This is a genomic window from Microbacterium sp. CR_7 (genome assembly GCF_041954755.1).
Taxonomy (GTDB): domain Bacteria; phylum Actinomycetota; class Actinomycetes; order Actinomycetales; family Microbacteriaceae; genus Microbacterium.
Genome location: NZ_JAVAYF010000008.1, coordinates 98,490 through 120,857, shown reverse-complemented (window position 1 = coordinate 120,857; position 22,368 = coordinate 98,490). Strand labels below are relative to the sequence as shown.

The following is a 22,368-nucleotide window of genomic DNA, read 5'->3' as shown; positions in this document are numbered from 1 at the left end:
GTCGTCATGACGTCATCGAGGGTTGCGAGCGATCTGGCATCGATTCTGGTGCCGATCGGAGTGGTGGGGGCCGTGCTGGCCGGGTTGTGCTCGCTGGTCGCGGCGATCGCCGTCATGCGCGGAGCGGCCGGTCTGGCCGGCGGCGCGGTCGGGGTCTGGATCCCCGCCGCGGTGCTGAGCCTGGCCGCGTCGTTCGCGAATCAGTGGATGCCGGTCATCGTCTCCGGCGCGCTGCTGGTCGGGCTGCTGGTCATCGGAGCGGTGGTGCGCGGCATCGTCAACGCGGGTGAGCCTGCGCGGTCGACGGCGCGCGCCGCGCGCGTCGCCGCCGTCGTCGCCCATGCACCAGCATCCACCGCGCCGGTCACGACGTCGCCGCCTGCGACCGGCACGATTCCCGCGCTCGCTCGCTGACGCGTCGCACGCACTGCAGGAGATCGCACGCACTGCAGGAGCGGATGCCGCGGCGAGTCCTTCGCTACGTGAGATCCCCTGCAGTCAGTGCTTCGGGAGCGCGACCGTTCCAGTGGCGAGCCGTTCCGTCGGCATCCGGTCCCGGTTGTAGGTGATGTCGCGGTACCCGTGCGGGGTGGGCCGACCGTTCTCGTCGAGGCTGACGAACACGATCTTCTCGATGGTCAGGATGCGCTTGCGGGTGATCATGTTGCGGGCCACCGCGCGCATCGTGAGCGAGGTGATGCCGAAGTGCGTCGCCTGCAGTCCGAGCTCGACGAGGTCGCCCTGCACCGCCGAGGCCTCGAACGTGATCTCGGAGATGTGCTTCGTGACCGCGCGGTAGTTGCCGAGCTGCACGATCGCGTAGATCGCCGCCTCCTCGTCGATCCACTTCAACAGGCTGCCGCCGAAGAGCGAACCGTTGGCGTTCAGGTCTTCCGGGCGCACCCATTTGCGGGTGCGGAAGTTGATGCCGTCCTCCGACCACTGCCACTCGGGCGTCTGCTGCGTCGTCATGCGGTCGAGGCTACGTCCGTCATGAGTCGGCGATGTTACGGCGACCTCTCCGCAGAGCGGGAGCGCCCGCGCCCGTAGCGAAGGAGATCACACGTTCCGCAGGAGCGAGTGCGAGAGGATCTCCTTCGCAGCGCGAGATCTCCTTCGTTACGAGTTACGAGTTACGAGCGACGCGGCTCCCTGCACGCGGAAGCCGACTCTGCCGACGGCGGATCCGCCCCGGGCGGATTCTCGCGCGGGCCGAGCACGGGCGACGGATGCTGGGGGCATGAGCGAAGACAACCCCATCCCGCAGTTCGGGCCAGAGGCCCGCCGCGCGCTGTTCCACGAGCGGGTGCTCGTGCTCGACGGCGCTCTCGACGACGACAACGGCACGCTGCTCATGACGCAGCTGCTGACCCTCTCGGCCGAGGACCCGACCACCGACATCGCCCTGTGGATCCACTCCCCGGGTGGCTCGGTGCCGTCCATGCTCGCGATCCGCGACCTCATGACGCTGATCCCGAACGACGTCTCGACCCTCGCCCTCGGACTCGCCTGCAGCGCCGGCCAGTTCCTCCTCTCCGCCGGGACGAAGGGCAAGCGTCGGGCGCTGCCGCACGCCCGCATCCTCATGCATCAGGGGTCCGCCGGCATCGGCGGATCCGCGGTCGAGATCGAGACCCAGGCCGGCGACCTCCGCCACATGCGCGACACGGTGCTCGGTCTCATCGCAGAGGACACGGGGCAGCCGCCGGAGCGCATCTTCGAGGACTCTCTGCACGACCGCTGGTACACCGCCCCGCAGGCGAAGGACTACGGCTTCATCGACGGCATCCTGGATTCGGTCGCCGAGATCATGCCGCGCCGCCGTGCGCGGGTCGGACTGGGGGTCGTGTCATGAGCAGCTATACGATCCCGAACGTCATCGCGCAGCATCCGCGGGGCGAGCGCGTCATGGACGTGTACTCGCACCTGCTCGCTGAGCGCGTGATCTACCTCGGCACCGGTATCGACGCGGGCGTAGCCAACGCGCTCATCGCGCAGCTGCTGCACCTCGACGCCGACAGCCCGGAGTCGGCCGTGCAGTTCTACATCAACAGCGAGGGCGGCGATCCCGGTGCGGCGCTGGCGGTCTACGACACCATGCAGCACATCCGTCCGCCTATCGCGACGACGTGCGTCGGTCAGGCCATCGGCCCGGCAGCGCTGCTCGTCGCGGCGGGTGCTCGGGGGCGGCGGTCCGCGCTGACCCATGCGCGCATCGTGCTGCACCAGCCGGCCGGACAGTCGCGCGGTGCGATCCCCGATCTGATCCTCGCGGCCGACGAGGTCGTGCGGGTGCGCTCCGACATGGAGTCGGTCCTCGCCAGGCACTCCGGTCGCACGGTCGAGGAGCTGCGGGCAGACACCGACCGCGATCGCGTGTTCACGGCATCCGCCGCCCTCGAGTACGGCCTCATCGACACCGTGCTGGGGGAGCGGACGGTCTGAGCCCCGTCAGGCCGCGAGAGCGAACGCGCCGCGGGCGGCGGACACGGCGACGGATGCCGGCGCGGCCGCCGTCCGCAGCTCGTCGGCGACCGCGCTCGTGAGTTCGATCAGCGAGATGTCGAGGGCGCCGGCGATCGCGGCGATCATCTCGCTCGACGGCTCCTTGAGTCCGCGTTCGACCTCCGAGAGGTACTGCGGCGAGACTCCGGCGCGGTCCGCCGTGTTCGTGAGGGTCTCGTCGCGCTCGTGTCTGCGGCGGCGGAGCTGCTCGCCGAGCAGATGGCGCCACAGCGGCTCGGGTCGCGGCGAGCGGGAGACGCGGGGGAGAGGAGCGAAGTCGGCCATGCCCCACGGTACGTCTCGGCCGGTGGCCCGCTCGACCCGTTCTGCTCACAGCAGAAAGTCGGGACCGCGCGCTGTTCACATCTTCTCCATCGTGATGTGAACACGCCCTTGCTACGGTGCTGCCCACCGGAGACGCCGACCCATACGTCGCCGGTTCCCGCCGAGATCGGGAGAGCTGCGGTGCGGAAGGTGAGGCGTGGGGTACGCCGCGCCTTCCGCACCGCATCCATCGGCACCCTGCCCCCTCGAGCACACACGGGGTGTCGAGCTGCGAGAGCCTTTCACGCCCCAGTCCCCCCGGGCGGAGGCACAGCCTCGGCCTCGCACGGACGGGGGCGGAGCCCCTCTGCTCCGTCCCCGTCGTCCCCCACGCGCCCGGGAGTCCGCGCCTCCGGAGTACCGCGGTGTTCACACTTCTTCCCCGAGGAGTGAACGCCGTGTTGGTAGCTTTCTGCGGCCGGCGCCGAGCGTCTCCCCATCCGCCGTACGACCGACAAGGACCTCAGCGTGCCCCTGTTCTCCGACATCTCTCGCACCCACCCGCGGCGCCCGCGATCGCGGCGATCTCGGGTCTGCGCTGCGCTCGTCGCCGGAGTGCTGCTCGCGGCAGGCCTGGCGACGACGGGACCTTCGGTCAGCGCCTCCGCAGCGGCACCGCTGGCGTGCGTCGACACGCTGTTCGCCAGCAACAACTCGACCGGTGCCGTCAGCCAGGTCGACGTGAAGACCGGAGCGATCTCGCCGACGCCGGTCTTCGCGATGCCGGCGGGAGCCGGGACCAACCCGAACCAGCTCGGCCTCAGCGCGGCCGGCGCGCTCGCCATCGTCGGCACCACAACGAGCATCGTCGAGTACGACCCGGCGGCGAGTGCCGCGGGCACCACGTCGTTCACCCCCAAGCCCGCCGGGGTCGTCGCAGGCACCGTCGGAGCGATCAACCCCGCGACCGGCCTCTACTATTACGGCGGATTCGCCGGAGCGACTCTGAACCTCTTCGTCTACGACCCGGTGACGAACGCCGCGCCGAGCGGCCCCGTGCTCTCGGTGCAGGCGGCGAACTCGCCGGGGAGCAACGGTGACATCGCCTTCGATAAGGCAGGGCGTCTCTACTTCATCGCCAGCAGCGTCGACACGGCTGCGCTGTACATAACCAACGGTGTCGTCCCGACATCCGGCACCGGAGCCACCCTCCCGTCGCGCGAGCTCTCTCGTGGGGCGACGACCGCGGCGTCCGGCGGGGTCGCCTTCGGCTCCGACGGGTTCCTGTACCTCGGCGGCACGACCTCTCTGCAGAAGATGAACCCGATCACCGGTGCTCCCATCGGCGCTCCGCTGCCGATGACCGGCGGTCCGTGGACCGATCTGGGCTCCTGCGCGAACCCGTCCACGGCCGAGACCGTCGTCCGCTTCGACGGACCGCGCGATCAGCCCTCCGACCAGGCACGTGCCATCCTCGACGGCGGCTCGTACATCCCGCAGGGGAGTCCGCCGGACTTCCCGCCGAGCACCTCCGCCCCCGACGGCACCGAAGCCCCCAGCGAGCCGGGTCTGATCATCCCCGGCGAGAGCTACACGATCCGACAGGAGCCGGTCGGCACGACCGACCTCTCGAGGTACGACACGACCTGGTCGTGTGCGGACGCCGACGGGCGCGTGATCGCGAGCGGGACGGGTGGATCCGGCAGCTTCACGGCCCCGAGCGGGACGGGTGCGAACGTGCAGTGCTCCTTCACGAACGTGCTTCCTCCGCCCGCCGCCGTCGACGACAGCGGAGTCGGGGTCTTCGGCACCCCGATCACGCTGGCCGGTGCCACGAACGATCAGCCGGGCAACGGTGCGATCCTCGTCGGTCAGACCGTTCTGACGTCCCCCGCGGCCACCGATGGAGGCAAGCGCCTGCAGACGGCGGAGGGAGTGTGGACCGTAGGCTCAGACGGACACATCACCTTCACCCCTGCGCCCGGATTCAGCGGAACCGCGAGCGCGGAGTACCGCATCGTCGATGACGACGGGCAGACATCGACCGCCACGGGTAGCGCCACCGTGCGACCGGGCCCGGCGGCGGCGGACGACGCTGCGGCGACACCGATGAACGTCGACGTGACCGTGCGGGTGCTCGTCAACGACGTGGCCGGTCAGCGGGCCGACGGCAGCGCGGGCGCCTTCGTTCCCTCGACGTTCCGCTTCGAGACCTCGCCCGCTCTGCCCGCGGGCAGCGCGATCACTTCGGGCGGGCGCGTGCTCACCGTGCCGGGGCAAGGTGTGTACACGTTCGATCCGGCCAGCTCGGAGGTCGAGTTCGATCCGGTGCCGGGTTTTGAGGGTGTGGCGTCGGCGGTGGGGTACAGCGTGGCGGATGCGAACGGGTCTCGGGCGGTGGCGGAGATCGTCGTGACGGTGGGTTCGGGTGCGGTGGCGTCTGCGGATGCGGCGACGACGTTGCAGGGTGTGCCGGTGGAGATCGATGTGCTGGGCAATGACGCGGCGAGTGATCTGGGCAACCCGTGTGATCCGGGTGAGTCGGATGTGCCGGCCGGGTGCGACACGGGCGTGTTCGATCCGGCGAGTGTGGTGTTCTCGACGGGTGGTCAGCCCGCGGGGGCCGTGGTCTCGAACGGGGGACGCATTCTCACCCTCCCCGACGTGGGCGCATACGAGGTCGACCCCGGGTCGGGTGTGGTGACGTTCACGCCGGATCGTGCGTTCTTCGGCGCGACGACTCCTCCCGTGCTCTACACGGCTCGGGATTCGCATGGGGTCGAGGTGTCGTCGAGCATCGCCGTCGCGGTGACGGAGGTGCGGCCGGTGGCGGTGGACGATTCCGGGTTCACGCCGTTCAACACTCCGGTGTCGATCGCGCTGCTCGACAACGATCGGCCGGGGGACCCGTCGGCGCCGCTGGTGCCCGCGTTGACGCTGTGGGACATCGCTCTCGCCTTCGAGGAGGGGATGGAGATTTCGGGCACGGGCAACATCCTCACGATCGACGGTCAGGGCACGTTCGTGATCGACGAGAACGGGGTGGTGGAGTTCACTCCCGTGCCGGGTTTCACCGGACCGACGACGCCCGTCACCTACGAGATCGTCGACACGAACGGGCAGCAGGCGGGAGCGCTGGTGCAGGTCACCGTCCGCCCCGGACCCGAGGCGAACCCGGACACCGCGACCACCACACAAGGCGCCGCGGCCACCGTCGAGCCGCTGACTGACGACGCCCCCTCGCGCAACGCCGACGACTCGGCCGGGGAGTGGGACACGGCTACGCTGCGGTTCCCGGCGACGGGACAGCCGGCGGGCGCCGTCGTCTCCGCGGACGGCCGCACCCTCACCGTTCCCGGGCAGGGAACCTATGTCGTGGACCCCGCGACCGGCGAGGTCGAGTTCACCCCCGAGCCCGCCTTCGTCGGCACCACGACCCCCGTCTCGTACACCGCCGTCGACGAGATCGGCAACGCCGCCGGATCCACCATCGCCGTGACCGTCACCGCGGTCACCCCGACCGCCACCGACGACGCCGTGACAACCCCCTTCAACACGCCGATCACGCTCGACCTCCTCGACAACGACCGGCCGGGAGACGACTCCGTGCCCCTCGACCCGGCTTCGGTCGTGTTCGAGCCCAGCGGCGTCCCGACCGGCGTCGCGGCCGAGATCCGCGACGGCGGCAAGACGCTCGACGTCGCCGGCGAGGGCGTCTTCGCGCTCGGTGACGACGGGACGGTGACGTTCACCCCATCCGCCGGCTTCTCCGGCTCGACCACGCCGGTGCGCTACACCGTGCGCGACCGCAACGGCTCGACCGCGACCGCCGCGGTCGAGGCGACGGTGCGGCCGGGGCCCGCGGCGGTCGCGGATGCCGACATCACGGCGCAGAACGTGCCGGTCACCGTCGACGTCCTCGGCAACGATTCGCCCGGCCTCCTCGCCGACGGCTCGGACGGCGCGCTCGACCCGGCATCCGTCGTCTTCACCGACGCCGGCCAGCCCACCGGTGCGGTGCGAGGAGCCGACGGGCGGACGCTCGAGGTCCCCGGCCAGGGGCGCTATGCGATCGACGACGACGGACGCGTGACCTTCACCCCGGCGCCGGCCTTCCGCGGAGCCGCGACGGCCGTGACGTATGCGGTGACGGACTCGCTGGGCAACAGCGCCTCCACCACCCTCGTCGTGACGGTCTCCGGGGTCGACCCGATCGCGCGCGACGACACCGCCGTCACGCGACCCGGTGTGCCCGTCGTCCTCGACGTCCTCGACAACGATTCGCCCGGCGCTGACCGTGCACCACTCGATCCGGCATCCCTCCGTGTCGTGGGGGCCGACGGGTCGCCGGTGACGGAGCTCACCATCGACGGAGAGGGGGTCTGGTCCGTACGGAACGGAACGCTCGTCTTCTCCCCGGCTCCGGGTTTCGCGGGCACCACCACGGCGATCACCTACTCCGTCGTCGACGAGAACGGCACCGGGGTCACGGCGACAGCGACGGTGACCGTCACGCCGGAGGCCCCGGCGCCACCGAGCACGGGTGGGTCCGAATCCCGTGGCGGCCTGCCGGCGACAGGTGGGTCCGAATCCCGCGGCGGGCTGTCGGCGACGGGTGGCGCGCCGCCCTGGCTGCCGCTCGGGGCGGGCCTGATCCTCGTCGCCTGCGGGGTGGTGCTCCTCGTGCGTCGCTCCCGCTCCTGAAGGAGGCCGCTCCCGCTCCTGTAGGTGCGCCCCTACAGTGCTGCCGTGACGCCCGGCAGGAGCTTTCCCACGATCGCCCCGAGCTGACGACGCTCCTCGTCGGTGAGGGGTTCGAGAACGAGCTCGCGGATCTGGGCGACGTGCACAGGCGCCGCCGATCGCAGCAGCTCGCGGCCCTCCGGCGTCAGCGACGCCGACAGCGTGCGCCTGTCCTTCCCGCAACTCGTGCGTTCGACCCATCCGCGCTCCTCGAGCGAATCCAGCGCATGGCTCAGGCGGGAACGACTCAATCCCGCGATGCGGGCGAGTTCGGTCATCGTCACCGCGTCGCCGCCGGCCAGCGTCACGAGGATGGCGTAGTGCGCATGGTTGAGGCCGGTCTCGCGCTTGAGAGTGCGATCGAGCACCTGCGGCAGCAGCTGCACGAAGCGGATGGTCGGCAGCCACGCCGCCATCTCGTCGTCGTCCAGTCGCCGGTCGCTCATCACGCCGCTGACAGGTCGATCGTGTGCGAGGTGTGGTCGCGCTTCGCTTCGAGGTAGCGGTGGTTCGCGGACGTCTCGTGGACGCCCGTGCGCACCTGATCGACGACGTCGATGCCGAGCGAGGCGAGCTGCGCCGCCTTGTCGGGGTTGTTGCTCAACAGGCGGATGCGGTCGACGCCGACCGCGCCCAGCATCTGCGCGGCGACGGTGTAGTCCCGCTCGTCCTCGCCGCGGCCGAGCGCGACGTTCGCCTCGTACGTGTCGAGGCCGGAGTCCTGGAGGGCGTAGGCGTCGAGCTTGGCGTACAGGCCGATGCCGCGACCTTCCTGGCGCAGGTAGAGGAGGAACCCGCCCTCGTCGGCGATCCGCTCCACGGCCTCGCGCAGCTGCGGTCCGCAGTCGCACCGCTCGGAGCCGAAGACATCACCGGTGAGGCACTCGCTGTGCGGACGCACGAGAGGAGCATCGCCGCCGTCCGCCGAACGCTCGAGAGCGGCTCGCCAGTCGCCGAGTCCGAGCAACAGGTGCTCGCGGCCGTCGGCGAGGCCGTCGAAGGTGACGACGTCCGCCGTCGTGGAGTAGCCGTCGCCGAAGCGCATCGGAACCCGCACGCGCGTCCGTTCGGTAGCGAGGGGGACGACGGTTGAAGTTTCAATCATGTGGGGTGAAACGCCGCCCCCGCACTTCTATTCCCGCGGCGTCGCGGGTGCGTCCACCGCCGCCGGACGACGGCGACGCACCAGCTTCAGCTCACTGGCGAGGATGCCGAGCACGACCAGCGCTCCGCCGAGCAGTGCGGTGACCGGGAGACGCTCGCCCGCCACCCGACCGACGATCGCCGCCCAGACCGGCTCTCCCGCGTAGATGATCGTCGCGCGGGTGGGGGAGACCGACTTCTGCGCCCAGTTCATCGTGAGCTGGATGAGACAGCTCGCAGCTCCCAGACCGACCGCGCAGCCGACCCAGACCCAGGAGAACGCGGGCAGCGACTCGCCCACGATCGGCATCGTCAGCAGCCCGAGGACACCGGCCGTGAGGAGTTGGACCACCGTGATCCGCCCGAGGTCGATGCGCCCGGCGAACACCGAGATGAGGATGATCTCGGCCGCGATGGGCAGGGTGCTGATCATCGTGACGATCTCGCCGCTGCCGAGCGACAGCGCGAACGCGTCCGGCCCTGCGATGAGGACGAGGCCGACGAAGGCGAGTCCTGCGCCGACGAAGGCCATGACCGGCGGGCGTCGGCGGAAGACCGCCCACTGCGCGAGCGGAACGAGCGGCACGTACATCGCCGTGATGAAGGCGGACGTGCTGGAGTCGATCGTCTGCAGGCCGACGGTCTGCAGACCGTAGCCGAGGTGGATCATCACGCCGATCGCGACTCCGGCGCCGATGTCGCGCCAGCGGATGCCGCGCAGCGCTCCCCGGAAGATCCCGACGCTGATGATGCCGGCGACGAGGAAACGGATGCCGACGAAGAACCAGGGTCCGGAATGCTGCATCGCCCAGTGCACGAGCAGGAACGTGCTGCCCCACACCGCGGTGATCGCGATGAGCGCGGTCTCCTGCGGGCGGAGTCGCATCCAGCGGAGTCGAGAGGGCATGCTGTCCCTTCCTGACGCGGCCGTCACGAGCCTACCGCCGCGGCGAGGGTGGGAAACGTGACGGCGTGTGGCGCCCGAGGCCCGACCCTGCCGCGCGCTGGGTACCCTCGCACCATGAGCAACTTCGTGAGCGTCGCCGAACTGAACGAGCTGCGGACGTCAGGGGCGCCGGTGCGCGTGATCGACGTACGCTGGCGGCTCGACCGGCCGGACGGACGCGCCGACTATCTCACGGGGCACATCCCCGATGCGGTGTACGTGCCGCTCGACACGGAGCTCTCGTCGCACGGCGAACCGGCCGACGGACGGCATCCGCTCCCGACGACGGCGCAGCTGCAGGATGCCGCGCGCCGCTGGGGCGTCCGCGACGGAGACGTCGTCGTCGCCTACGACGACGCGAAGGGCGTGGCCGCCGCACGAGCCTGGTGGCTGCTGCGTCAGGCGGGCGTCGACGTGCGGGTGCTCGAAGGCGGCATCCGCGGTTGGCGCGAGGCCGGACACGACGTGGCCACCGATGACGTGACGCCGGAGGCGGGAGACGTCACGCTCGCCGAGATCGGCGCGGACGCGATCACCATCGACGAGGCCGCCGCGCTGCCGGCATCCGGAGTCCTCCTCGACGTGCGCGCGGGCGAGCGCTACCGCGGCGAGGTCGAGCCGCTCGACCCGCAGGCGGGGCACATCCCCGGCGCGATCAACCTGCCGACCGTGCTGCACTTCGACTCCGCCGGTCGCATCCTCGATCACGACACCGTGCGGGCGACCTTCGCCGCCGTGGGGGTGACGCAGGGCACGGCCGTCGCCGCCTACTGCGGCTCGGGCATCACGGCCGCGCACACCGCTCTCGTGCTCGACGAGGTCGGCATCCAGGGCAAGGTCTTCCCCGGTTCGTGGAGCCAGTGGTCGAACACCCCCGGTCGCCCTGTCGCGGTGGGAGAGCAGCCCGGATGAGGCGCGCCGCTCCGCGGACTATCGTCCGTCGTCGTAGCTCCAGCTGAGCCCCAGGGCGCCCGGGCCGAAACCCCGACGGACCTGCGCCACCGATGTCCGTCCGCCGATCTCCGTCGTCGTCGTGGTGGTGCCCTGCGGGTTGTCGACGCGCTCGGTGACGTGGTCGGGGATCGCGTCGGGGTGGAAGCGGGTCCACACCAGCAGCTCGCGGCACTTCATCGCCACGGCATGACCGGTCTCGCGCTGCGGGGGGTAGTCGGGCGGATAGTCGACGGCCCACTCCACGATGGTCGTGTCGGGGGCGGGGAGCGGAGCGTCGAGCTCGAAGAGGACGCCATGCACCTCGCCGTTCGGATGCGAGTACCGCGCTGCGATCCGTCCACCCGCGATGGCGGTGATGATCGGCGCCGGTGTCGGCTCTCCGGGCGTGAGCTCGAGGAAGGGGATCGACGTGACGGTGCCGACCGTCGACTGCACGATGCTGCGGGTCTCGCAGTGCGCGACGTTGCCGGCCGCGTCGACATCGGTCACGGAATGAGTCGTGAGCTCCCGGGCGGTATCGGGGTACTCCGCGCCGAGTGCGGCGAAGGCGTCTCGCACCGCGCGCTCGAGTTCCTGCTCGTTCATCGGGAACTGATTGGGGCCGATCGGCCCCGTGCGGTTCGTCGCTCCCAGCCGCGCCGTCAACTCGCCCGGCCGCAGATGCAGGAGGCGTTCGATCTCGGCGATCGCCGCCAGAGACTGCACTCCTTCAGGGCGTCGGCGACCGGAGCGCCAGTAGCTGAGCGTCGCCATCGACACGCCGTTTCCGCGCGAGCGCAGCATCTCATGGAGGCGGGCGAGAGACAGTCCGCGGGCGTTGATGGCGTCGCGCAGGGCACCGGAGAACTCGTCCGAAGAACGACGGATGCTTCTCTCGAAACTCATCACACCACCCCCACCGGTATGTGAAGAACCGGCCCCTACAGTGAGCATACGACCACTCAGGCATCCCGAAGGGGACGAGGTGCTGTTTCTGGGGTCTACAGGGTTGCATCGAGGCAGGCAGGGTGCCCGACCTTGCGCTCGATCGGCTCGACGCGGTGCCGCCCCCGTCACTGCGTATCACGTGGGGCCTGACGATCGATCTGGGGAGATCCGTCAGGCCTCACGGACGCTCCCGGCCGTCCGCACCCGCTGCGCCCCGCGCGTAGACTGGGAGGAACCACCCGGAGGACTCTGGATCGTCATGTCTGCCCCTGCTCGCGCGTTCACCCCGCGCCACGTGCAACTGCTGCGCGCGCTCTTCGCCGCGGCGGCGGCCGTGATGATCACCTTCTCCCCGGATCACTCCGCGGCCGTCGGCCTCTCGGTCTTCAGCGGGTTCGTGCTCACGACCTCGCTCATCATGCTGCTCGCGGTCTGGCTCGTCTTCCCCGCCGGGCAGCGCTGGTCGTGGGTGGTGCTGGCCCTGCTCGGCTTCGTCGCGGGCATGACCGCGGGCGTACCGGCCTGGCGCACGGAGGACCTCTTCTTCGTCGTCGTCATCGCCTGGGCGCTGACCACGGGGGTCGTCGAGCTCATCGTCGGCCTGCGAGCTCGGCGAGCCGGTGAGACGACCGCGCGCGACTCGATCACGGTCGGCGCCTTCGGCATCCTGCTCGCGGTGCTGCTGCTGACCATCCCCGCCGGCTTCGTGCAGCCGTACGCCATCCAGGGCGCCGGCGAGTTCGAACTGACCGGCATCATCCTCGGCGTGGGCATGTTCGGCGGCTACGCGGCGATCGTGGCCGTGTTCCTCGGCATCGCCGGGCTTACGCCGAAGCGCGTGGAGCCCGCCGCCGCGGCATCCGCCCCCGCCCCGGTCGAGCACGGAGGTGACCGATGAGCGAAGAGAAGCCCACCCGCCGCGACATCCTGCGACCCCTGCACCTGCTGGGCATCGCGCTCGCGTGCGGCGTCTTCGCCGCGATCGTGACGCTCGTGTCGACCGGTGCCTTCACCGCACGCGTGAACACGGCGATCGCGAACGGCAGCTACGAGGGGCTGACGCCCATCGCGCTCGGTCTCGTCGTCGGCGGCGGCGCGTTCATCGTGACGCTGTTGTTCCTGGCGATGCTGATCCTCGTGGTCGACCCCGCCGACGTCACGAAGACCGTGGACCGCCCGGTGCTCTACGACGCCGAGCGCGATGCCGACGCCGACCCGGACGGGCCGGCGAAGCACTCCGAGTCCTGACCGCCCGCTCCCCGATTCTGCACGTTTGCGGAATATCGGGGACGCCGCGAGGCTTGTCCCCAGGGTGACAGCATCCATCGACCGCGCCTCCGTCGGACTCCGTTCGGAACGCGGGCCGGTGCTCGGCGCCCTCATGCTGTCGACCGGCCTCATCGCGATCGACGCGACCATCCTCGCCACCGCGGTGCCCAGCATCGTGCGCGACCTGGGCAGCTACGAGCAGTTCCCCTGGTTGTTCTCCGTCTATCTGCTCGCGCAGGCCGTGAGCGTGCCGATCTACTCGCGCTTCGCCGACACCGTCGGACGCAAGCCGATCATCCTGCTCGGGATCGGCCTCTTCCTGCTCGGCTCGCTGCTGTCGGGCTTTGCGGGGAGCATGACCGCGCTCATCGTGTTCCGCATCGTGCAAGGGCTCGGCGCCGGCGCCGTCGCGCCCATCTCGATGACCATCGTCGGTGACATCTACACGGTCGCCGAACGCGCGAAGGTGCAGGGCTACATCGCCTCGGTGTGGGCGATCTCGTCGGTCGTCGGCCCCGCGCTCGGCGGCATCTTCGCGCAGCTCGACGCCTGGCGCTGGATCTTCTGGATCAACATCCCGCTCTGCCTGATCGCGGCCTGGATGCTGCTGAGGCGGTATCACGAGCAGAAGCAGACGCAGCAGCATCGCATCGACTACGCGGGCGCCGCGCTGCTCACGGTCGGTCTCACCGGACTCATCCTCGGGATGCTGGAGGGCGGCAACGCGTGGGACTGGATCTCGTGGCCGAGCGCCGTGTGCTTCGGGCTCGGCGCTGCAGCGCTCGTGGTGTTCGCCCTCGTCGAGCGCCGCGCCGCCGAGCCGATCGTCGACCTGCGGCTGGCCGCCCGGCCGCTGATCCTCACCACCACGGTCGTGTCGCTCGGCATCGGCGCGCTCATGACCGGCGTCACGAGCTTCGCCCCCGCCTACCTCGAGGGGTCGATCGGCATCGCGCCGCTGCTGTCGGGGCTGGCCGTAGCCGCCTTGACGCTCGGCTGGCCGCTCGCCGCCGCGAACGCCGGACGCCTGTACCTGCGCATCGGCTTCCGGCGCACCGCGCTCACTGGACTCGGCATCACCACGGCCGCCGCGGTCGCGCTCGCGGCAGTATCGCCGTGGCCGAATCCGTTCGCGATCGCCGGGGTGGCGTTCGTGCTCGGCTTCGGGCTCGGCTGGAGTGCCGCGCCGACCCTCATCGCCGCGCAGGCCTCGGTCGGGTGGGGCGAGCGCGGCGCGGTCACCGGCATGAACGCGTTCGCCCGGTCGGTCGGCAGCGCGCTGGGCGTCGCCGTGTTCGGCGCGATCTCGAACGCCGTGATCGCGCGGGGAGCGGGATCCGACGACCCCGCGACGATCGTGAACGCCTCGTTCTGGGTGTTCGTCGCCGCGGCGGTCGTGGCGGTGCTGACGCTCGCCGCGGCGTTCTTCATGCCGCGCGATCCGGCCGGCGCGGCCGACACCCCGGGTCGGCGACGGGATCCCGGGTCGGTCTCGGTCGGCACCTGACGCCGCAATCCTGGGCGAATTCCCGCAGCAGGTGCCAGGCGAACGCGTGAAAGGCCCCGGGCTGAGCGCCTGACTCAGCGCGCGAGCTGCTCGGCGATGCCCGTGTACGTCGCGGGGGTCAGCGCGAGGAGGCGCTGCTTCGCGGCATCCCCGATCTCGAGCGTCTCGACGAACGCGGCGAGGTCCTCTGCGCCGACCCGGTGCCCGCGCGTGAGCTCCTTGAGCAGCGCGTACGGGTCCTGGATGGTGGAGCGGCCGGCGACGACCTCCGCGCGGATCACGGTCTGGATGGCCTCGGCGAGGACCTCCCAGTTGACGTCGAGGTCGGCGAGAAGCACGTCGCGCGACAGCGAGATCGCGTTGAGGCCGCGGCGCAGGTTGTCGAGTGCGAGCAGCGAGTGGCCGAACGCGACGCCGATGTTGCGCTGCGTCGTCGAGTCGGTGAGGTCGCGCTGCAGTCGGCTCGTGACGAGGGTCTGACCCAGCGATGCGAGCAGGGCGCCTGAGATCTCGAGGTTCGCCTCGGCGTTCTCGAAGCGGATCGGGTTGATCTTGTGCGGCATGGTCGACGAGCCGGTCGCACCGGCGACGGGGATCTGCGCGAAGTACCCGAGCGAGATGTACGTCCAGATGTCGGTCGCGAGGTTGTGCAGGATGCCGCCGGCGTGCCGCACCCGGTCGTAGAGCTCGACCTGCCAGTCGTGCGACTCGATCTGCGTGGTCAGCAGGTTGAACCCGAGACCCAGACCCTCGATGTACTCTCGCGCGATGGTCGGCCAGTCGGCGTCCGGATCGGCGGCGAGATGCGCCGACCAGGTGCCGGTCGCGCCCGAGAACTTGGCGAGGTAGTCGTTCCCGGCGATCTGGGCACGCACGCGCTCCAGGCGCCAGGCGAAGACGGCGAGCTCCTTGCCCATGGTCGAGGGCGTCGCGGGCTGCCCGTGCGTGCGTGACAGCATGGCGGCGTCGGCGTGCTCGGAGGCGAGCTCGCGCAGCTTGGCGATCACGGTGTCGAGCGCGGGCAGCCATACCTCCTCGACGGCGCGCTTGACGGTGAGCGCGTAGGAGGCGGAGTTGATGTCCTCGCTCGTGCAGGCGAAGTGCGTCAGCTCGGCGATGCGGTCGAGACCCAGCGCGCTGAGGCGATCGCGCACGAGGTACTCGATGGCCTTCACGTCGTGCTGGGTGACCGCCTCCTTCTCGGCGAGCCAGTCGATCTCGGCCTGTCCGAAGTCGCGGTAGAGGGCGCGGAGGCGCTCCTTGTCGGCATCCGACAGCGGGCTCGTCGCGAACAGCGACCGGTCGGTCAGGGCGATCAGCCACTCGACCTCGACCTCCACCCGTGCGCGGTTGAGTCCCGCCTCCGAAAGGAAATCGGCCAGCCCGGTGACCGCGCCGCGGTAGCGGCCGTCGAGGGGACTGAGGGGCTGCGGGGGGAGCGAGGGCGTGAAAGTCAGGGGAGTCCTCCTGATCGGGCCCCGATCCCTCGGGGCGAGCGGGGCTGGCGAAGAGCCGGCTCGAGCTGGCGGAACAGCCCGCGGGTCGCCGTCTCGATCATACCGAGCACCGAATCGAACATCTCGGGGCCGGCGTAGTACGGGTCGGGCACGTCGAGCGACGGTGCTGCGGGGTCGAAGGCGAGCAGCAGCGTGACCTTGCCGTCCTCGTCCTCATCGCGCGCCCACTCCCGCAGCACGCGCTCGTGGGTGCGATCGAGGGCGACGACCAGATCGTTCTCGGCGAACGACGCGTACGTGAACTGCTTGGCCCGGTGCTGCGAGCCGTCGTAGTCGCGGCGGGCGAGAGCGTCGATCGTGCGATGGTCGGCGCGTTCGCCCACGTGCCAGTCGCCGGTGCCGGCGCTGCGGGACACGATGCGCGACCCGAGTCCCTGGCGCGCCGCCAGATCGCGGAAGACGATCTCCGCCATCGGGGAGCGGCAGATGTTCCCCGTGCACACGAAGATCACGCGGAAGGGATCTTCGGACGTCACCGGTCCATTCTGCCCTCCGAGCGCTGATCGCGCGATGCCGGATGCCGCGGCCACCTGTTCTGCACCGACATCCTCGCCGACGACATGCTCACGGACACCGGTCGCGGACGCCGGCGGACGGCGCGGGCGTCGCCGGGTCGACGGATGCTGGGGGCATGCTCTCCATCGCTCCCGCCGGACCCCTGACCTCCGATGCCCTGTGGGTACTGCTTCAGGCGCTGGCTGAGGTGCGCGTCGCGCGAGAAGCCCTCGACGGTGCCGCCGGAGACGTGCTCGCGCTGTCCCACGACGCCGAGTGGCGGTCGGACGGCGTGACGGCGCTCCGCGACACCCTGGGCGGCCTCGCGACCCGGACGCGGGTCGCTGCGGCCGACGCGGGACTGCATGAGGCGCAGATCGCGAGCGTGAGCGCGTGAGCGGGCCGGACATCGGCCACGGTGGGGCGATCTCGGTCGACCCCGACGCACTGCGGCAGCTGGCGGATCGGGTGGATGCCGCGGCGATCGGCCACGACCAGGCGGCGCGGATGCTGCGCAGCGCGTACGAGCGGATCGTCGACACCCCGGGGCTCAGCGCCCTCGTCGACACTGTCGCTCTGTGGGCACTCGGTCAGCGGGCGGCGGTGCTGCACGGGGAATGCGTCGACGCGGCTTCGAGCACCCGGTTGATGGCCGACACCTACGAGTACGTCGAGCTGCTGGTCGAGGCGCGGGCGTATGGCCTGGGCGCGGCAGGGAACGAGGCGCGCGCCGGGATGCGGCGGCTCGAGGAGTCCGATCCGCGGATCCCCGGCCTGGCACGCGGACTGGTCGAGCGGTGGGAGGACGAGCGGTTCACCGGACTGATCACGCAGGTGCCGCTCGGCGGACTCCTCGGGCCCGTCGGCGTCTTCCCGGCTCTCCTGGGTGCCACGTCGGGGCGCGGTGTCATCTCGCGCGGGTCCCGGCTGCGCGGGGTGGCGGATGCGGTCACGGTGACGCCTGTGAAGACCGCGACGCCGTCAACAGCGCCCTCGGGTCTCGCGGGTGCGCTGGGTCGCATCCCCGAGAAGCGCGGAGCGCAGGTCGCCGTCGAGAAGTACTCGTTCGACGGTGGTGTCGCGAAGTACGTGGTGTACGTGAAGGGAACTCAGACGTTCGCCCCCGGCGACATGGGCGGGCCCGATCCGTGGGATATGAAGTCGAACTCCCAGCTGTACGTCGGACAGAACTCCGCCTCCTACGAGGCGACCCTCGCGGCGGTCGAGGCGGCCGGTGCGGAGCCCGGCGACGAGGTGCGGATCGTCGCTCACTCGCAGGGAGGCATGATCGCATCGCACTTCGCGATGCAGAGCGAGTACGACGTGCCTCTCGTCGTGACGGCGGGCAGCCCCGTCGACCCCACGCTCGAGGACGACCAGACCCTCGTGGCGCTCGGCTACACCGACGACTCGGTGCGGGCGCTCGCGGGCGGTGGCTCTCCCGCGGGGACGGGCTCACCGGACAGCGTCATGGTCACCGCGGAGCACTCGCCAGGGTTCGCGCGGGGCGACTTCGGGGATCCGCATCTGCTGGAGTCGTACGTCGACCTCGCGGAGGACGCCGACGCCGCGGGTGACCCCCGCATCGAGAGCGTCGACCGCCTCTGGGACGAACTCGACGATGCCGACGTGATCGAGCGCACCGAGTACCGGGCCGAGCGGGTGGGCCTCTGAGGTCGGCGTTCGCCGAGTCAGTCGCGGCGGGACTTGCGGCGCTGCGGACGCAGGATGAAGCCGAAGATGCCGTTGATCACGGAGATGATGAGTGCGGCGACCACACCCCACCAGAACGAGCCGACCGTGAGTCCCCAGCCGAAGCCGCTCGTGATCCAGGCGGTGAGCCACAGCAGGAAGCCGTTGATCACGAATCCGATGAGCCCGAACGTGATGATGTACAGCGGGAACGCGACGATCTTGACGACCGTGCCGATGATCGTGTTCACCAGTGCGAAGATCGCAGCGACAGCCAGCAGGGTCAGCACGAGCTGCAGCGTCTCGCCCGGAGGGAACGCCGTGACCGTGACCTGCAGAGCGGGGATCAGCGTCACGACCCAGAGGGCGAACGCATTGACGACGACTCGGATGATGAAGCGCATGGTCAGGCCAGTCTCGCACGAGCGCCGCGCGAAGTCAGGAGGAGCGGGTCAGGCATCGCCCGTTCGCTCCGACTCGGAGAGCGGCACCCGGTGCGCGGCGATCCGACGCTCGGATTCCTCCAGGTCGATCGCTCCGGATGCGACCCCGACCACGAGGTCGAAGGCGTCATCCGTGTCGAAGTCGTGCTTCCATCCGTTGATCCAGAGGAACGCCACGACGCTCGTCCAGGCCGTTCGCTTGTTGCCGTCGAACAGCGGATGGTTACGCGTCAGGGACTCCAACAGCGCGGCCGCCTTGCGGTCGAGGGTCGGATACGCGTCGTCGCCGAAGAGCGAAGCTGCAGGGCGCGCGAGGGCGGACGAGAGCAGACCCGCATCGCGGACATGGAAGCCGAGCCGATCGACGATCGTCAGACCGTCTTCGAGCGTCAGATACTCGGTCATGCGTCTTCGAGCCGCTCCAGCAGCACACGGTCGTTGTTCAGCACGAAGTCGACCGCGGAGTGCACCTGCGACGTACGGGAAGAGTCCCTCGCGAAGCGCGTCGCGGCTTCGATGATCACTGCGTGCTTCGACGTGTGTCGCGCACGCGCGATCTCCTCGAGCTGCGCGTCGAGTTCTTCCGGGAGTCGCAGATTCATCGCCATACCACAATGGTACTACTGCCGTCTCCTGGCTGCCAGAGGCCTGTGGATCCTAGAGTGGTGCTGTGACCGACCCGATCCTCCCGCGTATCCGCCCCGCCATCGCCGCCCTCGCGCCGTACCGACAGGGCAAGCAGGCCGGACCCGACGCGTTCAAGCTCTCGAGCAACGAGAACCCCTTCGAGCCCCTCCCGTCGGTCGCCGAGGCTCTGCAGCACACGACGCCGATCAACCGCTACCCCGACGCGACCGCGGGCCGGCTGCGCGAGCGCCTCGGGGCCCGGTACGGAGTGGAGCCCGACCAGGTGCACGTCGCGGCGGGCAGCGTCTCGATCCTGCACCAGCTGATCCTCGCCACGGCGTCCGTCGGCGACGAGGTCGTCTACGCCTGGCGGTCCTTCGAGGCGTATCCGAGTCTCCCGCTCGTCGCCGGTGCGACCGGCGTGCAGGTGCCGCTCACGGCGGACTCCCGCCACGATCTCGATGCGATGGCGGACGCCGTCACCGAACGCACGCGCGCCGTCATCCTCTGCACGCCCAACAACCCCACCGGCCCGATCATCACGCGCGCCGAGTTCACCCGCTTCCTCGAGCGAGTGCCGTCCGACGTGCTCGTGATCCTCGATGAGGCGTACGCCGAGTTCGTCACCGACGACGACGCGATCGACGGCCTCGCCGAGCGCGTGTTCGAGCAGCACCCGAACGTCGTCGTTCTGCGTACCTTCTCGAAGGCCTACGGCCTCGCCGGCCTGCGGGTCGGCTACGCGATCGGCAACGAGAAGGTCCTCGACGCGGCGCGCACCACCGGCATCCCTCTGTCCGTCACCTCCGCCGCGGAGAACGCCGCGATCGCGAGCCTGGACGCCGAGTCCGAGCTGATGGAGCGCGTCGCCGTGCTCGTCGAGCGCCGCACCCGGCTCATCGACGGTCTGCGGGCGCAGGGGTGGGACGTCCCCGACTCGCAGGCCAACTTCGTCTGGCTCCCTACGGGCGGGGAGACGGATGCTGCGGCTGCCGCGTTCGCCGAGAACGACCTCGTCGTCCGTCCGTTCTCGGGCGACGGCATCCGCATCTCGGTGGGCGAGGAGGCGTCGGTCGACCGCGTGCTCGCTGTCGCCGCCATCCTGCGCTGACCGGCCTTTTCTTCGGATCCCCGGCAGTTACGAGGGCGTCCTAGGTATACGTGACCTGGCATGAGGCCGCGGGTAGCGTGGAGCGCGTGAGTACCCCCGAGACCCCCCTCGTGCGTGTCCTTGACGCCGACGGCAGCTTCGCCCCGAGCCCCGCAGCGGAGCAGTATCTGCCTCTGATCGAGGCGATCAGCGACGCCGAGCTCGAGCAGTTCTACCGAGACATGGTCGCCATCAGGGCGATCGACACTCAGGCGACGAACCTGCAGCGGCAGGGGCAGCTCGCCCTGTGGCCGCCGAGCCGCGGGCAGGAGGCGGCGCAGGTCGGCTCCGGTCGGGCGGCCCGCGCGCAGGACACGATCTTCCCCTCGTACCGCGAGCACGTCGTCGCCCGCATCCGGGGCGTCGATCCCGTCGACATCATCAGGCTCATGCGCGGGGTGTCGCACGGCGGGTGGGACCCGACCGACCCGAAGAACGGCAACACCCGGCTCTACACGCTCGTGCTCGGCTCGCAGACGCTGCACGCCGCCGGCTACGCGATGGGCCTCTCGTTCGACGGGCGCACCGGCACCGGAGACCCCGACCGCGACGAGGCGGTGATCGTCTACTACGGAGACGGCGCATCGAGTCAGGGCGACGTGCACGAGGCCATGGTCTTCGCCGCGAGCTACCAGGCCCCGACCGTGTTCTTCCTGCAGAACAACCACTGGGCGATCTCGGTGCCCGTCACGACCCAGTCGCGGGTGCCGCTCGTCGAGCGCAGCGCTGGCTACGGCATCCCGAGCGTCCGGGTCGACGGCAACGACGTGCTCGCGAGCTACGCCGTCTCTCGCGTCGCGCTCGACGAGGCGCGCGCCGGCGGCGGACCCCGCGCCATCGAGGCCGTCACCTACCGGCTCGGCGCGCACACCACCAGTGACGACCCCACGAAGTACCGAGGATCCGACGAGGAGGAGTCGTGGGCGCTCCGCGACCCCATCGTGCGCATGCGGGCGTTCCTCGAGAACCGCGGCGCCTCGGCGCAGTTCTTCGCCGACACGGATGCCGAGGCGGCCGACGCCGCGGAGGATCTGCGTGCTCGCACGGTCGAGCTCGGACCGCCCAGCGCCGACAAGATGTTCGACCACGTGTACAGCGACCCGCATCCGCTGATCGCCGAGCAGAAGGCGTGGCGCGCCCGCTACGAGGCGTCGTTCGAGGCCCCAAGCGGAGCGGCCGGACACAGCGCAGGAGGCCAGGCATGACTCTCGAGACGATGCCGTTCAGCAAGGCCCTGAACGCCGGTCTGCGCAAGGCGATGGAGGACGACCCGAAGGTCCTGCTCATGGGCGAGGACATCGGCAAGCTCGGCGGAGTCTTCCGTGTCACAGAGCACCTGCAGCGCGACTTCGGCGACCGCCGGGTGCTCGACACCCCGCTCGCCGAGTCGGGCATCGTCGGCACGGCCATCGGTCTGGCAATGACGGGCTTCCGCCCGGTGATCGAGATCCAGTTCGACGGATTCGTGTTCCCCGCGTTCGACCAGATCACGACGCAGCTCGCGAAGCTCACCAACCGGCACGAGGGCGCGCTGAGCCTGCCGATCGTGATCCGCATCCCCTACGGCGGGCACATCGGCGCGGTCGAGCACCACCAGGAGAGCCCCGAGGCGTACTTCACGCACACGCCCGGTCTGCGGGTGGTGTCGCCGTCGACGCCGAACGACGCGTACTGGATGATCCAGGAGGCCATCGCGTCGAACGATCCGGTGATCTTCATGGAGCCCAAGAGCCGCTACTGGCCCAAGGGCGAGGTCGAGTTGGATGCCTCCGCCGCGCCGCTGCACGCCTCGCGCGTGGTGCGCACCGGGTCCGACGTCACTCTCGTCGGGCACGGCGCGATGGTGACCACGCTGCTGCAGGCGGCCGCGCTCGCCGAGGGCGAGGGCACGAGCTGCGAGGTCGTCGACGTGCGGTCGCTGTCCCCGATCGACTACGAGCCGATCCTCGGTTCGGTGCGCAAGACCGGACGCATGGTCTACGCGCAGGAGGCGCAGGGCTTCACGAGCCTCGGCTCCGAGGTCGCGGCGACCGTCATGGAGCGCGCCTTCTACGCCCTCGAAGCCCCCGTGCTGCGGGTGTCGGGGTATGACACTCCGTTCCCGCCCGCGAAACTCGAGGGCGCGTACCTGCCGGATGCCGATCGCATCCTCGAGGCCGTCGACCGGTCCCTGGCCTACTGACGAC

Annotated in this window: 24 protein-coding genes; 13 read left to right on the top strand and 11 right to left on the bottom strand. The window is 70.4% G+C overall.

Annotation, left to right across the window (positions count from 1 at the left end):
• The first annotated feature begins 6 nt into the window (after nucleotides 1–6).
• A complete protein-coding gene (locus tag RAC81_RS16125; protein ID WP_375083295.1) occupies nucleotides 7–414 on the top strand; it encodes a hypothetical protein in 408 nt (135 codons plus the stop codon).
• 84 nt (nucleotides 415–498) lie between these two features.
• Here RAC81_RS16125 and RAC81_RS16120 read toward each other — a convergent pair whose 3' ends face one another.
• On the bottom strand, nucleotides 499–972 hold the full coding sequence (locus tag RAC81_RS16120; protein WP_375083294.1) for an acyl-CoA thioesterase: 474 nt from the start codon (nucleotides 970–972) through the stop codon (nucleotides 499–501).
• 268 nt (nucleotides 973–1,240) lie between these two features.
• On the opposite strand from RAC81_RS16120, the gene RAC81_RS16115 reads away from it, so the two are divergent.
• Nucleotides 1,241–1,855 (top strand): ClpP family protease, encoded by a 615-nt coding sequence (locus tag RAC81_RS16115; RefSeq protein ID WP_375083293.1) that lies wholly within the window; start codon nucleotides 1,241–1,243, stop codon nucleotides 1,853–1,855.
• Nucleotides 1,852–2,445: a ClpP family protease gene (locus tag RAC81_RS16110; protein ID WP_375083292.1), complete on the top strand. Its 594-nt coding sequence runs from the start codon at nucleotides 1,852–1,854 to the stop codon at nucleotides 2,443–2,445. The genes RAC81_RS16115 and RAC81_RS16110 overlap by 4 nt, the downstream gene beginning before the upstream one ends.
• 6 nt (nucleotides 2,446–2,451) lie before the next feature.
• Here the strand turns inward: RAC81_RS16110 and RAC81_RS16105 are convergent, their stop codons facing one another.
• Entirely contained in the window at nucleotides 2,452–2,790 is a 339-nt protein-coding gene (locus RAC81_RS16105; RefSeq protein ID WP_375083291.1) for a helix-turn-helix domain-containing protein, read from the bottom strand.
• Between the two features lie 507 nt (nucleotides 2,791–3,297).
• On the opposite strand from RAC81_RS16105, the gene RAC81_RS16100 reads away from it, so the two are divergent.
• Nucleotides 3,298–7,473, top strand: coding sequence for an Ig-like domain-containing protein (locus RAC81_RS16100; protein WP_375083290.1), 4,176 nt, complete (start codon nucleotides 3,298–3,300; stop codon nucleotides 7,471–7,473).
• Between the two features lie 32 nt (nucleotides 7,474–7,505).
• Here RAC81_RS16100 and RAC81_RS16095 read toward each other — a convergent pair whose 3' ends face one another.
• Genes RAC81_RS16095 through RAC81_RS16085 form a run of 3 tightly spaced genes read right to left on the bottom strand, consistent with a single transcriptional unit; the run spans nucleotide 7,506 to nucleotide 9,562 of the window.
• Nucleotides 7,506–7,958, bottom strand: a complete 453-nt coding sequence (locus RAC81_RS16095) for a MarR family winged helix-turn-helix transcriptional regulator (protein WP_375083289.1) — start codon at nucleotides 7,956–7,958, stop codon at nucleotides 7,506–7,508.
• The gene (gene ribA / locus RAC81_RS16090) at nucleotides 7,958–8,617 is read right to left on the bottom strand and encodes a GTP cyclohydrolase II (protein WP_375083288.1); all 660 of its coding nucleotides are present in this window, start codon (nucleotides 8,615–8,617) and stop codon (nucleotides 7,958–7,960) included. The genes RAC81_RS16095 and ribA overlap by 1 nt, the downstream gene beginning before the upstream one ends.
• 27 nt (nucleotides 8,618–8,644) lie before the next feature.
• Nucleotides 8,645–9,562 carry a DMT family transporter gene (locus tag RAC81_RS16085; protein WP_375083287.1) on the bottom strand — a complete coding sequence of 306 codons (918 nt, stop codon included), beginning with the start codon at nucleotides 9,560–9,562 and terminating at the stop codon, nucleotides 8,645–8,647.
• A gap of 114 nt (nucleotides 9,563–9,676) precedes the next feature.
• Here RAC81_RS16085 and RAC81_RS16080 point away from each other — a divergent pair, with 114 nt between their 5' ends.
• Nucleotides 9,677–10,513: a sulfurtransferase gene (locus tag RAC81_RS16080; RefSeq protein ID WP_375083286.1), complete on the top strand. Its 837-nt coding sequence runs from the start codon at nucleotides 9,677–9,679 to the stop codon at nucleotides 10,511–10,513.
• An 18-nt stretch (nucleotides 10,514–10,531) separates the two neighbouring features.
• Here RAC81_RS16080 and RAC81_RS16075 read toward each other — a convergent pair whose 3' ends face one another.
• Nucleotides 10,532–11,440 (bottom strand): helix-turn-helix domain-containing protein, encoded by a 909-nt coding sequence (locus RAC81_RS16075; protein WP_375083285.1) that lies wholly within the window; start codon nucleotides 11,438–11,440, stop codon nucleotides 10,532–10,534.
• Nucleotides 11,441–11,741: 301 nt separating this feature from the next.
• On the opposite strand from RAC81_RS16075, the gene RAC81_RS16070 reads away from it, so the two are divergent.
• The 3 genes from RAC81_RS16070 (at nucleotide 11,742) to RAC81_RS16060 (ending at nucleotide 14,258) form a co-directional block, all read left to right on the top strand.
• On the top strand, nucleotides 11,742–12,380 hold the full coding sequence (locus RAC81_RS16070) for an acyl-CoA synthetase (RefSeq protein ID WP_375083284.1): 639 nt from the start codon (nucleotides 11,742–11,744) through the stop codon (nucleotides 12,378–12,380).
• On the top strand, nucleotides 12,377–12,730 hold the full coding sequence (locus tag RAC81_RS16065; protein WP_375083283.1) for a hypothetical protein: 354 nt from the start codon (nucleotides 12,377–12,379) through the stop codon (nucleotides 12,728–12,730). The genes RAC81_RS16070 and RAC81_RS16065 overlap by 4 nt, the downstream gene beginning before the upstream one ends.
• Nucleotides 12,731–12,794: 64 nt before the next feature.
• The gene (locus tag RAC81_RS16060; RefSeq protein WP_375083282.1) at nucleotides 12,795–14,258 is read left to right on the top strand and encodes an MFS transporter; all 1,464 of its coding nucleotides are present in this window, start codon (nucleotides 12,795–12,797) and stop codon (nucleotides 14,256–14,258) included.
• Between the two features lie 74 nt (nucleotides 14,259–14,332).
• Here RAC81_RS16060 and purB read toward each other — a convergent pair whose 3' ends face one another.
• On the bottom strand, nucleotides 14,333–15,715 hold the full coding sequence (gene purB, locus RAC81_RS16055) for an adenylosuccinate lyase (RefSeq protein ID WP_375083303.1): 1,383 nt from the start codon (nucleotides 15,713–15,715) through the stop codon (nucleotides 14,333–14,335).
• A complete protein-coding gene (locus RAC81_RS16050) occupies nucleotides 15,712–16,251 on the bottom strand; it encodes a low molecular weight protein-tyrosine-phosphatase (protein WP_375083281.1) in 540 nt (179 codons plus the stop codon). The genes purB and RAC81_RS16050 overlap by 4 nt, the downstream gene beginning before the upstream one ends.
• Nucleotides 16,252–16,406: 155 nt before the next feature.
• Between RAC81_RS16050 and RAC81_RS16045 the strand changes: the two genes are divergently transcribed.
• Entirely contained in the window at nucleotides 16,407–16,667 is a 261-nt protein-coding gene (locus RAC81_RS16045) for a hypothetical protein (protein WP_375083280.1), read from the top strand.
• Nucleotides 16,664–17,944 (top strand): hypothetical protein, encoded by a 1,281-nt coding sequence (locus tag RAC81_RS16040; protein ID WP_375083279.1) that lies wholly within the window; start codon nucleotides 16,664–16,666, stop codon nucleotides 17,942–17,944. Before RAC81_RS16045 ends, RAC81_RS16040 begins: the two co-directional genes overlap by 4 nt.
• A gap of 17 nt (nucleotides 17,945–17,961) precedes the next feature.
• Here the strand turns inward: RAC81_RS16040 and RAC81_RS16035 are convergent, their stop codons facing one another.
• From RAC81_RS16035 to RAC81_RS16025, 3 genes are read right to left on the bottom strand one after another with little or no spacing between them, the layout of a single operon-like run.
• Entirely contained in the window at nucleotides 17,962–18,366 is a 405-nt protein-coding gene (locus RAC81_RS16035) for a phage holin family protein (protein WP_096713494.1), read from the bottom strand.
• A gap of 48 nt (nucleotides 18,367–18,414) precedes the next feature.
• Nucleotides 18,415–18,810, bottom strand: coding sequence for a type II toxin-antitoxin system death-on-curing family toxin (locus RAC81_RS16030; protein WP_375083278.1), 396 nt, complete (start codon nucleotides 18,808–18,810; stop codon nucleotides 18,415–18,417).
• Nucleotides 18,807–19,013: a ribbon-helix-helix protein, CopG family gene (locus RAC81_RS16025; RefSeq protein ID WP_375083277.1), complete on the bottom strand. Its 207-nt coding sequence runs from the start codon at nucleotides 19,011–19,013 to the stop codon at nucleotides 18,807–18,809. The genes RAC81_RS16030 and RAC81_RS16025 overlap by 4 nt, the downstream gene beginning before the upstream one ends.
• Before the next feature lie 62 nt (nucleotides 19,014–19,075).
• Here RAC81_RS16025 and RAC81_RS16020 point away from each other — a divergent pair, with 62 nt between their 5' ends.
• The 3 genes from RAC81_RS16020 to RAC81_RS16010 all read left to right on the top strand — a co-directional run bounded on the left by RAC81_RS16020 (nucleotide 19,076) and on the right by RAC81_RS16010 (nucleotide 22,364).
• Nucleotides 19,076–20,143 (top strand): histidinol-phosphate transaminase, encoded by a 1,068-nt coding sequence (locus RAC81_RS16020; RefSeq protein ID WP_375083276.1) that lies wholly within the window; start codon nucleotides 19,076–19,078, stop codon nucleotides 20,141–20,143.
• A gap of 86 nt (nucleotides 20,144–20,229) precedes the next feature.
• On the top strand, nucleotides 20,230–21,387 hold the full coding sequence (locus RAC81_RS16015) for a thiamine pyrophosphate-dependent dehydrogenase E1 component subunit alpha (RefSeq protein WP_375083275.1): 1,158 nt from the start codon (nucleotides 20,230–20,232) through the stop codon (nucleotides 21,385–21,387).
• The gene (locus tag RAC81_RS16010; protein ID WP_251585330.1) at nucleotides 21,384–22,364 is read left to right on the top strand and encodes an alpha-ketoacid dehydrogenase subunit beta; all 981 of its coding nucleotides are present in this window, start codon (nucleotides 21,384–21,386) and stop codon (nucleotides 22,362–22,364) included. The genes RAC81_RS16015 and RAC81_RS16010 overlap by 4 nt, the downstream gene beginning before the upstream one ends.
• Nucleotides 22,365–22,368: the final 4 nt, after the last annotated feature.

Bases quoted from the DNA above. Each gene is read 5' to 3' on its own strand.
- RAC81_RS16125 (WP_375083295.1), top strand. From the start codon at position 7: ATGACGTCATCGAGGGTTGCGAGCGATCTGGCATCGATTCTGGTGCCG.
- RAC81_RS16085 (WP_375083287.1), bottom strand. From the start codon at position 9,562: ATGCCCTCTCGACTCCGCTGGATGCGACTCCGCCCGCAGGAGACCGCG.
- ribA (WP_375083288.1), bottom strand. From the start codon at position 8,617: ATGATTGAAACTTCAACCGTCGTCCCCCTCGCTACCGAACGGACGCGC.
- RAC81_RS16045 (WP_375083280.1), top strand. From the start codon at position 16,407: ATGCTCTCCATCGCTCCCGCCGGACCCCTGACCTCCGATGCCCTGTGG.
- RAC81_RS16065 (WP_375083283.1), top strand. From the start codon at position 12,377: ATGAGCGAAGAGAAGCCCACCCGCCGCGACATCCTGCGACCCCTGCAC.
- RAC81_RS16110 (WP_375083292.1), top strand. From the start codon at position 1,852: ATGAGCAGCTATACGATCCCGAACGTCATCGCGCAGCATCCGCGGGGC.
- RAC81_RS16075 (WP_375083285.1), bottom strand. From the start codon at position 11,440: ATGAGTTTCGAGAGAAGCATCCGTCGTTCTTCGGACGAGTTCTCCGGT.
- RAC81_RS16105 (WP_375083291.1), bottom strand. From the start codon at position 2,790: ATGGCCGACTTCGCTCCTCTCCCCCGCGTCTCCCGCTCGCCGCGACCC.
- RAC81_RS16080 (WP_375083286.1), top strand. From the start codon at position 9,677: ATGAGCAACTTCGTGAGCGTCGCCGAACTGAACGAGCTGCGGACGTCA.
- RAC81_RS16095 (WP_375083289.1), bottom strand. From the start codon at position 7,958: ATGAGCGACCGGCGACTGGACGACGACGAGATGGCGGCGTGGCTGCCG.
- RAC81_RS16120 (WP_375083294.1), bottom strand. From the start codon at position 972: ATGACGACGCAGCAGACGCCCGAGTGGCAGTGGTCGGAGGACGGCATC.
- RAC81_RS16030 (WP_375083278.1), bottom strand. From the start codon at position 18,810: ATGACCGAGTATCTGACGCTCGAAGACGGTCTGACGATCGTCGATCGG.
- RAC81_RS16035 (WP_096713494.1), bottom strand. From the start codon at position 18,366: ATGCGCTTCATCATCCGAGTCGTCGTCAATGCGTTCGCCCTCTGGGTC.
- RAC81_RS16070 (WP_375083284.1), top strand. From the start codon at position 11,742: ATGTCTGCCCCTGCTCGCGCGTTCACCCCGCGCCACGTGCAACTGCTG.
- RAC81_RS16115 (WP_375083293.1), top strand. From the start codon at position 1,241: ATGAGCGAAGACAACCCCATCCCGCAGTTCGGGCCAGAGGCCCGCCGC.
- RAC81_RS16010 (WP_251585330.1), top strand. From the start codon at position 21,384: ATGACTCTCGAGACGATGCCGTTCAGCAAGGCCCTGAACGCCGGTCTG.
- RAC81_RS16025 (WP_375083277.1), bottom strand. From the start codon at position 19,013: ATGGCGATGAATCTGCGACTCCCGGAAGAACTCGACGCGCAGCTCGAG.